The 15,917-nt window shown below is 36.9% G+C and carries 12 protein-coding genes; 6 read left to right on the top strand and 6 right to left on the bottom strand.

The features are described from left to right. Positions 1 to 141: 141 nt before the first annotated feature. Entirely contained in the window at positions 142 to 1,968 is a 1,827-nt protein-coding gene (locus ACRD69_RS11830) for a glycoside hydrolase family 2 protein (protein WP_430815299.1), read from the top strand. A gap of 154 nt (positions 1,969 to 2,122) precedes the next feature. Here the strand turns inward: ACRD69_RS11830 and ACRD69_RS11825 are convergent, their stop codons facing one another. The 3 genes from ACRD69_RS11825 to ACRD69_RS11815 form a co-directional block, all read right to left on the bottom strand. Continuing rightward, positions 2,123 to 2,356: a DUF1330 domain-containing protein gene (locus tag ACRD69_RS11825; RefSeq protein ID WP_430815347.1), complete on the bottom strand. Its 234-nt coding sequence runs from the start codon at positions 2,354 to 2,356 to the stop codon at positions 2,123 to 2,125. Between the two features lie 324 nt (positions 2,357 to 2,680). Next, on the bottom strand, positions 2,681 to 3,532 hold the full coding sequence (locus ACRD69_RS11820) for a DUF4437 domain-containing protein (protein WP_430815298.1): 852 nt from the start codon (positions 3,530 to 3,532) through the stop codon (positions 2,681 to 2,683). A gap of 328 nt (positions 3,533 to 3,860) precedes the next feature. Further along, positions 3,861 to 4,133 carry an HU family DNA-binding protein gene (locus ACRD69_RS11815; RefSeq protein WP_430815297.1) on the bottom strand — a complete coding sequence of 91 codons (273 nt, stop codon included), beginning with the start codon at positions 4,131 to 4,133 and terminating at the stop codon, positions 3,861 to 3,863. Positions 4,134 to 4,486: 353 nt separating this feature from the next. On the opposite strand from ACRD69_RS11815, the gene ACRD69_RS11810 reads away from it, so the two are divergent. Continuing rightward, positions 4,487 to 5,335, top strand: coding sequence for a hypothetical protein (locus ACRD69_RS11810; RefSeq protein ID WP_430815296.1), 849 nt, complete (start codon positions 4,487 to 4,489; stop codon positions 5,333 to 5,335). Between the two features lie 27 nt (positions 5,336 to 5,362). Beyond that, the gene (locus tag ACRD69_RS11805) at positions 5,363 to 6,547 is read left to right on the top strand and encodes a cation:proton antiporter (RefSeq protein WP_430815295.1); all 1,185 of its coding nucleotides are present in this window, start codon (positions 5,363 to 5,365) and stop codon (positions 6,545 to 6,547) included. A 299-nt stretch (positions 6,548 to 6,846) separates the two neighbouring features. Here the strand turns inward: ACRD69_RS11805 and ACRD69_RS11800 are convergent, their stop codons facing one another. Together ACRD69_RS11800 and ACRD69_RS11795 are read right to left on the bottom strand one after the other, a co-directional pair. Next, positions 6,847 to 9,306 (bottom strand): patatin-like phospholipase family protein, encoded by a 2,460-nt coding sequence (locus ACRD69_RS11800; RefSeq protein ID WP_430815294.1) that lies wholly within the window; start codon positions 9,304 to 9,306, stop codon positions 6,847 to 6,849. Positions 9,307 to 9,342: 36 nt separating this feature from the next. Next, positions 9,343 to 10,899 (bottom strand): amidohydrolase family protein, encoded by a 1,557-nt coding sequence (locus tag ACRD69_RS11795; protein ID WP_430815293.1) that lies wholly within the window; start codon positions 10,897 to 10,899, stop codon positions 9,343 to 9,345. Between the two features lie 646 nt (positions 10,900 to 11,545). Here ACRD69_RS11795 and ACRD69_RS11790 point away from each other — a divergent pair. From ACRD69_RS11790 to ACRD69_RS11780, 3 genes are all read left to right on the top strand, one after another. After that, a complete protein-coding gene (locus ACRD69_RS11790) occupies positions 11,546 to 11,926 on the top strand; it encodes a hypothetical protein (RefSeq protein ID WP_430815292.1) in 381 nt (126 codons plus the stop codon). 132 nt (positions 11,927 to 12,058) lie between these two features. After that, positions 12,059 to 14,212 carry a hypothetical protein gene (locus ACRD69_RS11785; protein ID WP_430815291.1) on the top strand — a complete coding sequence of 718 codons (2,154 nt, stop codon included), beginning with the start codon at positions 12,059 to 12,061 and terminating at the stop codon, positions 14,210 to 14,212. Between the two features lie 147 nt (positions 14,213 to 14,359). Continuing rightward, positions 14,360 to 14,782, top strand: a complete 423-nt coding sequence (locus tag ACRD69_RS11780) for a hypothetical protein (protein WP_430815290.1) — start codon at positions 14,360 to 14,362, stop codon at positions 14,780 to 14,782. A gap of 34 nt (positions 14,783 to 14,816) precedes the next feature. Here the strand turns inward: ACRD69_RS11780 and ACRD69_RS11775 are convergent, their stop codons facing one another. Further along, positions 14,817 to 15,704, bottom strand: a complete 888-nt coding sequence (locus ACRD69_RS11775) for a peptidoglycan recognition protein family protein (RefSeq protein WP_430815289.1) — start codon at positions 15,702 to 15,704, stop codon at positions 14,817 to 14,819. Positions 15,705 to 15,917: the final 213 nt, after the last annotated feature.

Here is a 15,917-nt window from a genome sequence, read left to right as displayed (position 1 = left end):
GTAAGATGATTGCTTTCTGAATATTTAAAAAAAAATCTCCGAAAGTTGTCTTTTTAATCTCTTCATCAGGCATTATTATACTTATCGCTAGTGTTTATAGAATTTGATTTCTATCTTGGATTCTAAATAACAAAAATGATGATGAAACAGGTATTAATGCTCCTTTCTTATTTATTGCTAAATGTTAATCTGGTTTTGTCAGATAACCTGATACACAACAACTATTTAAGAGAAGGCATAAGTTTAAATGGTCGCTGGCATTACATTGTTGATATGTATGAAACAGGTTATTATAATTACCGTTGGCAACCACATGATGGTTCTGACAATCCAGGTGCAGGAGCCTTTTACCTGAATGCGAAACCCAAAGACAAAATGGATTTGGTGGAGTATGATTTTGATGCATCACCAACGATGCTGGTACCGGGTGATTGGAACTCTCAGGAGGAAAAACTGTTTTATTACGAAGGCACCCTTTGGTATAAAAAGTCCTTTGATATTCCAACATTTGACGCCTCAAAAAGATACTATATTCACTTTGGAGCTGTAAATTATCGGGCTGATGTTTATGTGAATGGAAAAAAACTTGGTGTACACAAAGGCGGTTTTACACCGTTCAATTTTGAAATGTCGCACCTGGTTAAAGCCAAAGATAACTTCGTAATTGTGCGTGTTGATAACAAGCGTGCAGCCGATGAAGTTCCAACATTAAATACCGATTGGTGGAACTATGGTGGCATCACACGCGATGTAACCATTTATGAAGTGAGCCAGACGTTTATCGAAGATTATAATCTGCAGTTGGATAAAATAAATAATAAATTATTAAGCGGATACATTCAGTTAAATGGGGCTGATAAAGCCAATCAGAAAGTGAGTGTAAAGATCCCGGAATTGAAGCTAACCAAAGAGTTCGTAACAAATGCAGAGGGAAAAGCAGAAATAAAAATCCCGATTCGTAAGCTGAACTACTGGAGTGATACCGATCCAAAACTTTATGATGTTTCCATTATCTCCCCGATGGATATCGTATCTGACAAGATTGGGTTTCGACAAATTTCAACTCAAGGCGCCGATATTTTGCTGAATGGAGAAGTGATATTTTTAAAAGGTATCTGCATTCATGAAGAAAATGTGATGCGAGGTGGAAGAGCCTATTCAATGGAGGATGCTAAAATACTATTGGGTTGGGCTAAAGAATTGGGATGTAACTTTGTACGTCTGGCACATTATCCACATAACGAAAACATGGTTCGTTTGGCCGATGAGTTGGGCCTGTTGGTTTGGGAAGAAAATCCGGTTTACTGGACCATCCAATGGGATAATCCGGAAACCTATAAGAAAGCAGAAACACAGTTAAAGGAGATAATCAGCAGAGATAAAAACAGGGCATCCGTGATTATTTGGTCTATGGCCAATGAAACACCTCAAAGTGAGGCACGCTTTCAGTTTTTATCAAAGCTGGCTCAGACAACACGGCAGCTGGATAACACAAGATTAATCAGTGCTGCTTTGGAAGACCATGGCAAACAAGATAATCCCAATAGCATGGTGGTTGAAGATAAATATGCTGATGAGGTCGATGTTTTAAGCTTCAACCAATACTATGGCTGGTATGGTGGTGATATAGAAAGCATTAAGAATATCAGGTGGGAGATTGATATGGATAAACCAATTATCATTTCAGAGTTTGGAGCCGGAGCCTTACAAGGATATCACGCGGATAGTCTCACCCGTTGGAGTGAAGAATTTCAGGATTTACTATACCAGGAAACCTTGCCTACTTTAGCCAGAATACCTCAGCTTAGTGGTATCACTCCATGGATCTTAGCAGATTTCCGTTCTCCCAGGCGTATGCTTATTCCATACCAGAATGGTTGGAACCGCAAAGGGCTCATATCCGAGACCGGCAACAAAAAGAAAGCTTTTTTCACTTTAAAGAAATTCTATAGTGATTTAGATAAATGATCGAAGACTGGTATGGGAATATTTTTCAGATTGTAAGGTTTAGTTGTAATAAAACCGTAGTCTCATCAAACCCAGCTAGTATATCATTTAATAACACCGGGATGTGCAGTTAGTCTGATATTATCCCTTTTGCGGCATTTTGGCAATCCTCTCATCATAATTGACACCTAAATACCAAAGTTAATTCATCCCACTTCAGCCGGTGCATAACTAACTTTAAAGGCTGATATTCCTGATCATTAAAAAATCCTTTTGCATGTTCTTTTGATGGAAATTTTAAAATAACCAACCGGCCTTTAGGAATAGTTCCTTCAATGGCTTTAGGATTTTCTTCCATGGCGACAGTTTCGCCACCATATCTAGTAACTATTTCTTTGGCTTTGCCGATATATTCTTTATTGAAAGTTGCTTAATTTTCAATGCGTACGAAAGTCACCATAAATGCCGGGACCATATTTTCCGTTTTCTGTAAATTTGTCATTTCCCTAAATCGCTTAAATTATTAATACGCCAAAATTAGAGTGGAAAATATAGGTGTGCATTAATATAGATTAAGAAATGCCGCGGAAGGTATATTCTTTAACCCATGCTCAATTTAGGTTGTAACATTGGCAAATGTTTAGGTAGTCTGTCATTATAGCAAGGTGGCTTATAGTCCCACAAAACCTTTTAACAGTTGATGACTCTTTTCAAATCCTTATTCGAAGTGACTCTACTTAACCTTAAACGTATTATTGGTTCTTATATAAACCAAAGATGCTTCTTGAGTTGTAACATCATGAATTGCTTCGGCTGTTGAATTAAAGTGACTGCCTTGATCTAAATTTATTGCCTTTTCGATATTGGGCATAGTATAAGCCAGGTTACCTTTGATAATAATTCCGTAGAAAATGCTTCCTTTACTATGGATTTGTCCTTTAAAGCCTGCGGGTAGTTTAAGCAAATAACCATTTTCCCCATTCTTCTTTTCCCAGGTATAAGCGATTTTTGCATTGCAGTTTTCTTCTATGAGTTTAGATTCATCTTTACCCAAATAAATCATATTGGAAGCATGTATATTTATTGGTCTTCCATCGCTTTGAAAGTTTTTATAGGGGGGCCAAACCAAATAAGGACCGCTATCAATTTCAATATAAGCCATTGCATTCTTACCCCGTGCCGCAGTGATATGTAATTGTCCTTTGGGCTGTGTCCAGGCTGATCCTGTTGGCATCCACATCATTGGGGCATTTTCATCAGCATTGTGCAGTTCGCCATTCATTACAATCGCCCGGTAAGTTACATTGTGAATATGTGTTGGAGACGAAAAGCCATCTTTAAATTTGCCGATGTAACCAGTGGCAACAGTATCTCGAATGTTTCCGTAGATAGCCCCTGCCTGAGGCGCTTTATCACCACGGGCAGGATTTAAAGGTATAAACACAATATCTTTGCTAAGTCCAACATTATTAGTAGGGTTTTCTATTACGATTTTGCTACGGTCTTCTTTGTTTTTGGTTTTAATCTCCTCATTACAAGAGATTAAAGGACAGGCAAAAATCAATAAAACGATTATATTTTTCATTGTTATTCTATTTTGAGATGAACTATGAAATTAAAAGGTACAAAATTATAACCATTATATTGTGGCTTATTATTACTGTCGAACTGTTAACTGTCAAACTGATAAGAGAGTTGATGAGTTGACAAGTTTAAGAGTTTACAATATGGTTTCGTTAAACTATTCAACTACTAAACTGTCTGCTAAAACTATCTAATAGTCTAATGTCTATTAAGCTAATGACCTGGTTCAAATGAGATATTGTCGAATTGATAAACTGTCTTCTGAAACGAATAAGAAATAAAAAAGGCTACCAATAATGGTAGCCTTATTCTAATTTCTTTAGAAACTCTTAATTAACGCTTTCATCTAAAGCTTTACCAGCTTTGAATTTAGCAACGTTCTTTGCAGCTATCTGAATTTCTTTACCAGTTTGTGGATTTCTACCTGTGCGAGCTGAGCGCTCTGATACTGAAAATGTACCAAATCCAATTAATTGGATGCTTTCCTTTTTAGCCAGTGTTTCTTTTGTTGTTTCAACAAATGCATTGATTGCTTTTTCTGCGTCTGCTTTGGTAATACCAGCTTTTTCAGCAATAGCTGAAACTAATTCTTGTTTATTCATATCTGAGTTAAATTATATTTTCACTAAACTATAAATTTTTATTGAAAATTAAAGTATGAATTGAATAACATCAGTAATTTCTTATTCAGATAGTCTGTTTTTTAACAGAAAAATTAAAATTAGTAGAGAATAAAACTCATTCAAGCTAGGATAGCACTCCTCTCCAGTATGTGTTCGGTCGATTTACAATTGTTTCATCATGGAGATATTTTTGAATGGGTGCTGCTGGTCGTTAGTCGGATATTTAATCCGATTATTACCGATATCAGGTTTTATTATGCCAAACAAATCAAAGATATTATTCATATATTTAATTTCATTTCTTTTTGTAAACGAGTTCAATTTATTCGAAAATGGTAAATAACAACAAGCGTATCCACATTTTAAGTGCGGCAAGTGGCTTGACATTTAAGCTAATGCATATTGCAGACCAACAGGTTTTTTCATGGTATAACAAACAGGAGTACCCTAAAAAAGAATGTGACTTTTGTAAATTTAGTCAAGCTGAAGAAAAGCTCATGCATTCATTGGTAAAGACTGATGTCTCATTGTTTGCCGGCCATGAACTGCTGGTTGCACCTGTGCATGGCGGAGAGTATATCGGTGTTCATTTAAAACACATGCTTAATATTGTAGACGAAAACAATAAGGCTGCTATTGCTTTTGAGGGTTCCAAGAATGCACCCATTAAAAATTACCATTTCTCATGTCATTATATTTCAGATAAAAGCCACCTGCTCATCACTGCTGATATTCACCAGACGTTCTTTGAGGAGGTGATAAGCCAGGATAATGTATCATTTGGTATTTTTAATGTTCATGGTCGCAATCCTATATGTATAAAAAGCCCATCTGCAGACACTATTATCAATGCTTTCCATGAGTTAGAAAACCACATCGGTGTTAATTATTCAACCAATGATCATCCATACATCAACCTGGTCATGTGGAAAGAAGGGCAGGATTATATTCTGATCGCTATCCCAAGGGCTGTTTATAAGCCAACTGAGTTTTATGATGAAAACAACTCCTGGAACATTGCACCCGGTGTACTGGAAATGAGTGGACTCTATTTAATTCCTGACCACAGTGAACCGACCAGCTTTAAACCTGAACAATTGGAGCAGATCAACGCTGAGGTTTCGTTCAACAACAGTCATATTTTAGAAATATTGAATGAGCTGGATCTAAGCAATATTTAAAGACCACTAACCTAAGCATACTCAACTATGTATTTGCACTTTGCAATCCTTTTTGCAATAATTCTAAGCTATAGTTTAATAGCAGGGAAGATAGAGCGATACCCCTTTAGTGCGCCCATATTCTTTTTAGTTATTGGCGCAGCTTTAGGCCCACTGGTATTCCACTTTTATAAGATTGATTTTAACTATGAAAACTACAAGCTTCTATCTGAATTTACCCTGGCATTGGTGCTGTTCAGTGATGCGTCAAAGGCCAATTTAAAGGTGTTAAAGCATCATCTGGCCTTGCCATCCAAATTGCTGTTGATTGGTTTGCCCATAACCATTTTACTTGGTTTTCTGATTGGGATAATCATGTTTCCTGATTTCTCGTGGGTTGAAGTGGCCATATTAGCAACAATTCTGGCTCCGACTGATGCTGCACTTGGAGAACCTGTCGTGTCCAATAAATCTGTACCTTCTAAAATCAGGGAGGGTATTAATGTTGAAAGCGGATTGAATGATGGTATATGCGTTCCCATACTAATGTTGTTACTGGCAATCCACAGTACAAGCCTTAATGAAAGTGTCTCACTGAGCTACGGTCTTAGTGTATTTGGCGAAGAAATTGGAATAGGTGTATTGGTTGGTGTATCTGTGTCCCTCTTTGGTACTATTTTAATTAAGCGAAGCATAAAGAAAGAATGGGGTGAATCGGCATGGAAAACGTCCATAGTCATTTTGATGTCCTTATTTAGTTTTGCTCTCGCTCAGTCGCTGGGCGGAAGTGGATTTATCGCTTGTTTTGTGGGTGGCCTTACTTTCAATATGCTTTTTAAGCACAATAAGATGGCATTTTTAGAGGGGAGTGAGGGCCTTAGTAAAATACTCAACGCCTTGGTTTGGTTCGTATTTGGATGTGTTATTACCGGCTGGATTCTTCATCAATTGACATGGGAGGTTATTGTATATGCTATTCTGAGCCTGACAGTAATACGAATGATACCTGTATTACTCTCATTACTTAACTTCCCCATAGGTTTATACGGCAAAGTTTTTACTGCCTGGTTTGGTCCCAGGGGATTGGCCAGTATAGTTTTTACCATAATGGTATTTGAAGAACAATTGCCGCATGGAACAACCATTATAGAGATTGCCCTTGTGACCATTTTACTAAGCGTTTTTGCTCATGGTATTTCTGCCAATCCTATGACAAAAGGTTTTAAGGTATGAGATGCCAAAGAAGGATATCTATGAGACTATATGAATAACTTGAACTTTATAATCCCCAACTGTTAGTAGTATTGGTTCACTGCCTCAAATATGTAAAACCACGGATTCAAGTGATTTAGCTTTGCTGTTTTAAATTTGCGGATTTTAATGGCTGTGCTATTGGTGTATTACCAGGCTATATGTGGCATTGAAAATTGATGCAGTCCATGTTTGTATAATTAAGCCCCGGGGTAAACGAAGTTTGCCCCAGGGATACACATTCAAACCGCTTATTCAATTGAATCAATGTTTTAATACTTTTAATCACTTATAGTTTCATCGAGTGCCTTAACACCACTTACAATTTTCCAATTATTATTTATTTTCTTAGTAAGGTCAAGAGTGAAAATTGGATTCGGCAACATTTGTGCTTCTCTTACAAGTTCCTCACTTGGCAATTTTAGGTTGACAATGTCATTATCTACAATAAATCGATCTTTATCAATATCTAAATAGCTTAATCGAATATCAGTACCTTTAAGTGCCCACCTTTTTTTGTTAATTGGTTGAATTAAGTGGTCAAGAACAACAATAAGGTAGAACCCATCATCAAGTCTAAATGGCTTTAAGTCGTTTCCCCACCCTGTTCCATCTATCTCCATTTTTGAGTTTTTTACTTTAATTCTAAACTCAAAGGAATCATCAACATTGTTATCTAAACTCTTACGTATTGCACTTTTTATGTATTTCTGAAGGAAGTAGGTTACCACAGTATTTATTCCAGGTAGAATATTTATTAAATGTGATTTCTTAACCATTTCTTCAACACGTTCAATAAGCATTTCGGCACCAATCTCAAATTTCCGTTCATATTCTTTTAGTATGGCGTTTGAAGGCTTTGGGGTTATTTGTTTATTAAATGGTATCTGAACTAAATTCTGTTGAGTATTCGGATGATTACTTAATGCAAGTAATGTACAATACCTTGCAACATCAAATTCGTATTGACGAATCTTTTCAAATGTAAAGCCTCCAAACGCAAAAAGTTTACCACCTGGCAAGTCAAACGGTTTAAGATCTCCATCTTTATTGTAACCAATTGGAGCAATAGCAATCAACCTGGCATTTGAATCCTTGTCAATCAGATTGCTAAGGTCGTCAATGAGAATGAAAACGAGTAAAGAATACCATTCCGAAGCCTGATTAAAAGTGCCTTTGTCCCGGCTGTTTAAAAACTCATTAATCAAATCTAACTTAGGGGAGCCTTTCCCTTCCTGTTCAATGATAAGGCGTTTTAATTCTTCTTCAAGGGTTAGAGTATTGAATGGAAATAGTTTCTTTGATGTATCCTTATCAAGCTTTTCTTTTATTTCTTTGATTAAGGAGTCAAAAGTATTGTTATTAATAGTGGCGTTTGAAGTGCCTAGTTTTACAAAGTGCCTAACGTCTTGTCTTGATGCGAAATGTTTGGTAGTGTTGTAAATTCGATCTTTAATGTTTGATCTTGATTCATTCATCAATAATCCAAGAACCTGGCCTAAATGGGGCAATAACAGGTCAAGCGTATTGTTTTTAAAAACCTCCTGATTGTGAATTATATTTTTGTCTTTGGAAAAACTATATTCCTGAAGAATGGGGACTCTGAAGTCTGTATTTATTGTTCCAACACTTGGATCAACAAAGATAATTTTCCGGTCAAACTCAATGTTTCTGTTTTCGATTGCATCTAGAAATGCCGCTAGTTTAAAGGCTTCTCGGATTGGTTCATTATTTAGGGTACCACCATCTATATAATTAAAAATATATTGTTCTCCTGTTTTAAACTTATCTCTGTTTGCAGGTGATAAGTTGCTTTGTTTCATTTTTTCTTTTAATTCAATGGGCCATTCATCTCCATATTCAAAATAAGAACGGGTGAGAGGAACGGGTTCAAAAGCAAATGGGAAAGCACCGCAGGCAATAGAGCTAGCGATTATTTTTGACCATGCTTTTTGCGATCTGATATCACCTATATTTCCATCCTGTTTGGTTCCAGGGTGATATCGGTTCCATCTGGTGGGATAGTTTTTAGAGCTAAAGTCATCAGACTGCTTCTTAAAAAACAAGTCGAATACTCTCGCTTCTTTATGGCCTTTAGATGTTAGTCCGTCTTGCAATCCTGGATGAAAAATATCTGTATTGGTATAATTAGGGCGTGCATCATAAAGCAATGGAGTTAAATTGGTAAGAGTACTACAAAACAAAACCCTGTCGGCTAGAACACTTTTGCGTTGGGTTGTAAACTTCCCGTCCGGAAATATGTTTTTTAAATCAAAATGCTTTTTGGCTATTTCGTCTACAGTAGTTCTGTCAAGTATGCCCTTTTCGTTGGTTAGGTTTCTCTGTCCATTTTCAGCTTTTCCAAGTAGTCGGTCCAGGTTAACTTCGTTCACCCATATTTTTTCCTGTAAATCCTGAGTTGCCTGAGCTGCTATCAGAGCATTCTGCTTCTTCTTTGGCAAATTCTCCCATTTAATGTTCAGTTTTGTTAGTTTTTTTCTGGCTTTTTCTCTTGCATCATCTGATTGATAAAGCAAACCTCTTAACATTACTCCAAGCGACATTGATCCTGCACTTGCACCACTAAAAACATCTACTTCAACAGAATCGTACGCCTTACCTTTTTCGTCTTTGGCATGTAATATGGCAAGTTTAATAGCTTCAGTTAGTGCTGCTCCTGAAAACGTACCTAATGATACGCCTCCTCCCATTGCAAATCCTAGTTTTAATATTTTCGTCATTACGGTAATTGTTTAATTAACTAATTGGAAATCTGACTATTTTAAATAATACTTATCTACAAACTCTTCAATATTTTTATGGGCGAAGCAACTGATTATTTCATTAATATTAGTTTCTACTTCACTTTTAATACCTGCAGCATCGGCTGTGGCGATCAGAACTTGAGGAAGAGCTTCTATTAGAGCGGGAACCTCATCAATTGTAATGGATTGTATTTTGGTATCATCCTGATCAATTGGATTTATTAAACCGTCATAATCCGAACCAATGGTCATGTATTTCCATGGTTTTAGAATGTTGTTTTCAAAACCGACTTTAAGTATATGTATCATATTATTAGCCAGATGATAAATGTCGCCTCCTTCTGGATAATCAATCACCATGTCATCTTCATCGACCTCCATTACTTCTTCTGTTTCCAGCTTGGTATTGTCTTCTTCCGGATCAACTAAATCAGAGTTCTTCTTTAACATTTCACTGGCCGGTTCATCCGCAAACGCCTCATTAAACTCTTTAGGGTATACAAACTCACCAAATTCTTTCTTCGAACTGCCAAGTATACGTTCATCAAGTGATACACCTATCAATCCTTTTGAGTGCATGATAAACAGAATATCTTCATCGTAAAGGTTTATGGAGCAGGTATTAAATTGGGTTAAGGGTTTATAGGCATACTTTTTTTTGTAACGTACACGAATGCGAGAGCGAAGGGTGAGTAATTTCCTGATTTGTGATTTAATTTCACCTCGCTTCATACCGGTCACACCCATATGCGATGCGATCACTGGTATATCCTTATCCTTAATCAGCTCGAAGTATTGCATGCGGGCTACCAGACTCATGTGTTTGATGTCGATCAATACTCTTTTATCGGGGTTACCCCATAGTGCCTCTTTAATCAAGGCCATACCTTTAGGAGCTATTCCGTATGATTTTGGAAAGAAGTCTTTACGCCTGAACGGGAAACCGATCATAAGGTTTGGTAACGCCCAGGCCTGGTTGCAGAAATAGTTGTAAGCTATGTGTGTTACAGTTAAAAATATAGGATGGTGTTTGTTACGGAATGACTTGAAGCGCTCAATAGCTGCTTGCAATGAGTTGGCTTTAGTTCTGCTTCTGTCGTTGAAAATCTCTTTTTGAGAGCAAAAGGCATGACCACCTTCAACCGACAATACCAGGTTAAGACCATCTGGATTTATGGCAGGATTGTCAGGGGTGATTATTTTTGCCGATTTAGTACCATTTGTCTTGTGCTTATTGAATAAGTCTAATTCATAATCAAGCAATTCATGGTAGGGCAACTTACCGTTAACCACACGAGTTAGTAGTCTCTTATTTGCTTTTTTACTAAAGAGAGCAAGCTTCTGTAATATTTTTTGCTTACCAAACTCTTTTTCAAAGGGGTGAAGTGCGATAATGGTAATGGTTCCTTTTGATGCTTTCCATATTTGATCCAGCGAACTCTGGCTGTCAAGAAGATTATCCATCAGCTTGTCAATCTTCATATTTACCTTCTTCCAATATTGATCACCTGCTTTATCCCTTAAGTATGGTTTAAGGGTAGGGTGGGAGTGTAAATCACAAATCTTCATAATAGTACAGATATAGTTTAATAGTTAAAATAGCATGAGGAGCATACCTGTTATTAGTTGAAGGGATGTCAAATAAGCATCCGATTCATTCATACAAATAAAGTTGAATACACTCCATGGAGATGACAATGCATATTCTCGACAAGTAGTTTGTAGAAAAGCTTATAGTAATTAATGAATGCTTTTAATTTGGTTATCCCACCACCAATCAAACACCTAATGACTAAAAGCTAAAGCAAGTTATTTCAAAAAATAAAGAGTGTCAAGTCTTTAGTTTAATTGACTTTGCTATTCTTATTGATTAATTTGCCTGACGTTGATTCTTCATATGTGAAATATACAGCTGCTATTGAGGGATATGTATCTGTATATTATATGAGTCTTACTTTCCTGCAAATACTATTCGGTTGTGTGCTATCTGGCTATGGCGTTGTTAACTGCTTACCTGATGTGCTTTGTAATTATGACGAAAGCTACTGGTAAATAAGGTTGCAGTTATATGGCGATCATAATTCCCGTGATAATTCGAGTCATATGAAACGCGGAGCGAAGCTGTTAGTTAGATGATCACTTAAGTTATTAATGAATATTATTATTAATCAGTAGTAGAATTAATTAACTTTCTACTGCATAAATCCTGTTTATTATGTCCAAAAAAGAAAATGAAGGTCAGGTTGTTCCGGTAACTGTAAAAACAGAAGCAGAATCAGGACGCGACCCTCTAAGAATAATGGTCGAGATTGCTACTAATAAGGAAATTAGTGATGCAGATAAGACAGCATTGATACTTTACGCTCAACGCCGTTTCACAAACAGAAGACGTATGGCGTATGTGGCATTGTATACGATAATTGCTTCCCTTGGATTATTGTTTATTGCAGCCTTCTATGATGGACTAAGTAACTCAAAGGATGGAATATTAAAAGCGGTGGAAGATAGCCAGTCCTTAATCATATGGATTGAAGGTTTTCTGGCCGCTATAGTAGCAGCATATTATGGTGTGTCAGCCTGGCGACCTGCCAGTTAAATGCAGCAACCAGACACGGTCTTAGTCCAGTACTATTGTTATTCTACTTTTTAGCAGAGTCTCAGTATTGATGCATTGCCAGGATATAAAATTTAAAACACGAAGATATTAATAACATTAAATGTAAAAATCATGCCTGTAATTAAAGATTTAGATAACTATTTGCAGACTCTACAACAATTACCTCCGTTTAAGAAAGAATTACGCGATATTCCTAATGAGCTTTATAAACTTGACATTGTGGATATTGATGAAACGATACCCTTCGGCAGTGAACCAATTAAAATTCTTGGAAGTTTAAATGTTGGACCTGACTTATATGTATATAACGATCCCAATGATAACAGGCGTGATGAAAATGAAGAGATATATGATATTCTGAGCAGCACCAGTGAAGAGGAAGAGGTGGTGATTGTGCCCGACTATGCGAACAATGCCTATATTAAATATGGGCTGTTTGCTTCTATTAAGACAGGAGTTGATTATGATCCTCTGGATTTTTCATTTTCCGCCAACGCAAAATTTAGAGTAGATACCTATAAAAAGCATTCCAATTCCAAATCATTGCTGGAGTCGGCAAGGATGGACCTTGGTAACTTTCAGTGGATTTTTAGCCTTAAGGACTTGAAAGAACTGAAGGAAGAAGAAGCTTGTACCCTGGAATTCGCCGGCGATCTGAAGTCTTCTATTGAATTGAGTTGGAGTGACCTGTACTCGGGAAGTTTAATGGGTATATCCAGGTTTATAAAACTAGGTACACCTTTGGCCATAGATATTGATGCTGGTTTATCTGTAGGATTTAATTTAGAAATAAAAGATGATTTCTTACTGGTAGTTAAAAAAACAGATGGCGATAAGTACGAAATAGGGGTTAAAAAAAATAAGTATCAGTCATTGGCAATGGGTGGCAATATTGGTGTTTCGGCGTCTATATCGGGACCTGATATTGATAAACTTGTGGACGGCTTATTAGAAAAGTTATATGATTTAGGGAAGGAAAAAACAAAAGATCTCTTTGAAAATAGTTCCATTGGCGATCTCACTGATGAACAATTACAAAGTATCAATAAAATTGCCAAAGCACTTGGTATTTCCAAGCCGGGAGAAGAGCTTCAACATCTTAAAGACAAATGGAACGATGTTGTTGAAAAAGTAAAGAAGACAATAAAGACAATTGTTGAATCGAAGGTAGAGGCAGGTGTTCGTTTTGAGTATGGTCAAATAAAGACGAACAGTTGTTTTATGATTGCTGAGTTCACCGAAGATATTCTAACTAAATATCACACTGACCTCCTAAAATTTAAAGTCAACCAGTTTCTCGACAAACAGGAAGATGGACTGCTGATTAAGCGCTTTCTTTTGGAGAAAACAATCAAACGCTCACGAGGATTTGGTATGAAATTAAAAATTGCCAATAAAGGAGTGGGAGTCGAGCATGGAAAGGAAGTTGAATTTATTGAGCGTAAAAATAAAAACGGTGATTTGCAGGTTGTTTCGAGTTCAGAAAGGTCACGCGACGATAAGTGGTTTGATGATTCCTTTTCATGGTCAGGCGACCTGATGGCCGAAACAGAGGGCTTTGTGAAAGGACCTAAAATTGATGATCTTAACTTTAGTTTGAATTTAGGTTTTGAATGGGAAGAAGGAGGAACGTTACGCAAACGAAAAGCCAGAAAAATTGTTGATGCAGCTGCCCTTTGGGGAATGATCGATCATAACAAGGTGAGCGATGTGAGAAAATACCTGAGAAAGGAATTGAGCAATGCTGAAGACATTAAAATTTCGGTTTCAATGAATGTACCGCACGCAATTTTTAAAGAATTACTGCGTACAATCGATAAGGTTAAAAATAACAATCCTAAATCCTATAACTCATTATTTGCTAAAGCGATGGCTGCCTGTATGGAGCCTGGGAAGGAGAGTATAGATGAGCGCATTAAAAATCATGGTAAATACTTTTTGTTATATCTGCGAGGAACTGATCCTAATCACCCAGCTGTACAACGCTATAGCGGATATATTGGAAGCCGTCATTTTAAATCTCTTGACAATTCAATTCAGATAATATTAAACAGGGGGAATGAAGCCTATTCAAGGAAGTTATCAACAGAAATATTCAAGGGCTTTAATAAGTTTCATAATAACATCTACCGACTGAAAGTGCTAGGATATATTATGCACTATTATGCAAATATCATAGGGCAAGCAAATGATATTGAAACAGTCTTCCAGGTATCATATAAGAAAGATGGTCAAAAGAAAATCAAGAACTTCTTTAAAACGTAAGTTCTAGATAATTAACCCAAAGTAGTAATGTGAAAATTTTAAATAATGACTATGGGCAAGATAATAATTGGTATTCATGGCTTGGCCAACAAGCCTGATGCCGGTACATTACAGGAATGGTGGAAAGATTCAATAACTGAATGACTGTTGAATATTGGTGCAAGCAATAACTTTGATTTTGAGATGGTGTATTGGGCCAGGTTTTTATACAGATATCCGCAGCATACCGATGAATTATACAGTTTTGATAAATTATATAACAGTGAACCGTATGTCAAAGCCAAAGAAGGAGCCTTACAGGAATACAATGACACTTATTTAGATAAAATTAAGAGTAAAGTACTGGATAAAGTAGGGGATTACCTCGATGATTTACAGGCAAACTCCGGTTTTGATGTCATTGGTAAGTATGTTGTTAAAAAGCTATTAAAGGATCTTGATTTTTACTACGATTCAAGTCGGTTACTGAGCGATTCGAATGGAAAACCGGAAGTCGCTGCAACTCTTCTAAAGAATAACCTCAAAGAAGTTTTAAAGAAGCATGAGGGAAAAGAAATTGAGTTTGGATAATAAAAATGTAAGTATCCGGCTATGTCTTTGCACGCTACAAACTCAACAACATATCCATTAAATTATCCTGAGGAAACACATCAAATTTATCTTTCCTCACATTAGAATGCGACCACATACCCTTTATACTTCCATCAAAAGCATTAGGATTATATTCAAAGGCCTTAGGCCCCTGTTGTTTAATTTCAGTCACCAGGCCCTTGCGAACATCAATGGAGTCCCTGTTGGCAATCCACAGAATGAACATTCGTAGTGTTTCAATTTGCTTGTCAGAGTATTTATGCCATTCCTGATAACCACGAAACGGGGTGTTCAACTTCACTATTTGATCACTGGCAGCTTTTGTATTCACATAGGTTTTACCGTTTTTAAGGTAACCGAAATTACATATTTCAATACCAACCGAATGGGTGTGCATATGTCGAGAACCGTTTTTGCCAAGATGCCATCCAAATGCACCTTCAGGCAGGCATTGCACCAACTCACCATCATATTGCTTATTATTCCCTTTTATGGACTGACCACCTAATACAAATTCGGTAGCCACAGGCCCCCTCTCATCATTGGCCCAGCCAGCAATGGTTTTGTAAGGGGTGTGCCAACCGGCAGTGTGATGCAGGAAAAGGTATTCCTTTGAAGTGGGACCTTCTTTATACTCACCTTTGGGCAGAAAGTACTTGTGTACCCTGAGGTCCTGATATGGGGTGTATACCTTTTCGCTAATATCAGTTGAGGCACTTAACTCATTTATTAATTTGAGAGTATTGGGACCAGCAATGCCGTCAACAACAAGATTATTTTCCTGCTGAAAAATCTTGACAGCTGCTTCGGTGTCTTTGCCGAAGATACCGTCATTATCAATGTTTAAAGCCTGTTGGAGTTTCTTAACTTCAGCACCTTTTGAACCTTTTTTTAGTAACATGATAATTAGTTTTAATATGTAGTTAGCGCCATTGCCTGGTATTGACCCAGAGCAATTGTCCTGCCTAAAAATGCACACGTCCATTCCTAAGTAAGAAAATGATTAATCGATTGGTAGTTTGTAGAAGAAAGTGCATTATTCGGTATTATAACTCACTTTATATCCCTGTTAAAGTAAGCTTCTATTTTGATTACCAGGAATGCACATGAAATT

Origin of the sequence: Carboxylicivirga agarovorans (assembly GCF_050589845.1) — a bacterium.
Lineage (GTDB): Bacteria > Bacteroidota > Bacteroidia > Bacteroidales > Marinilabiliaceae > Carboxylicivirga > Carboxylicivirga agarovorans.
This window is presented reverse-complemented; position numbering and strand designations above follow the sequence as displayed.

Excerpts from the sequence above, each read along its gene's own strand:
- ACRD69_RS11790 (WP_430815292.1), top strand. The coding sequence starts at position 11,546 with ATGTCCAAAAAAGAAAATGAAGGTCAGGTTGTTCCGGTAACTGTAAAA.
- ACRD69_RS11785 (WP_430815291.1), top strand. The coding sequence starts at position 12,059 with ATGCCTGTAATTAAAGATTTAGATAACTATTTGCAGACTCTACAACAA.
- ACRD69_RS11775 (WP_430815289.1), bottom strand. The coding sequence starts at position 15,704 with ATGTTACTAAAAAAAGGTTCAAAAGGTGCTGAAGTTAAGAAACTCCAA.
- ACRD69_RS11805 (WP_430815295.1), top strand. The coding sequence starts at position 5,363 with ATGTATTTGCACTTTGCAATCCTTTTTGCAATAATTCTAAGCTATAGT.
- ACRD69_RS11800 (WP_430815294.1), bottom strand. The coding sequence starts at position 9,306 with ATGACGAAAATATTAAAACTAGGATTTGCAATGGGAGGAGGCGTATCA.
- ACRD69_RS11810 (WP_430815296.1), top strand. The coding sequence starts at position 4,487 with ATGGTAAATAACAACAAGCGTATCCACATTTTAAGTGCGGCAAGTGGC.
- ACRD69_RS11795 (WP_430815293.1), bottom strand. The coding sequence starts at position 10,899 with ATGAAGATTTGTGATTTACACTCCCACCCTACCCTTAAACCATACTTA.
- ACRD69_RS11830 (WP_430815299.1), top strand. The coding sequence starts at position 142 with ATGAAACAGGTATTAATGCTCCTTTCTTATTTATTGCTAAATGTTAAT.
- ACRD69_RS11820 (WP_430815298.1), bottom strand. The coding sequence starts at position 3,532 with ATGAAAAATATAATCGTTTTATTGATTTTTGCCTGTCCTTTAATCTCT.
- ACRD69_RS11815 (WP_430815297.1), bottom strand. The coding sequence starts at position 4,133 with ATGAATAAACAAGAATTAGTTTCAGCTATTGCTGAAAAAGCTGGTATT.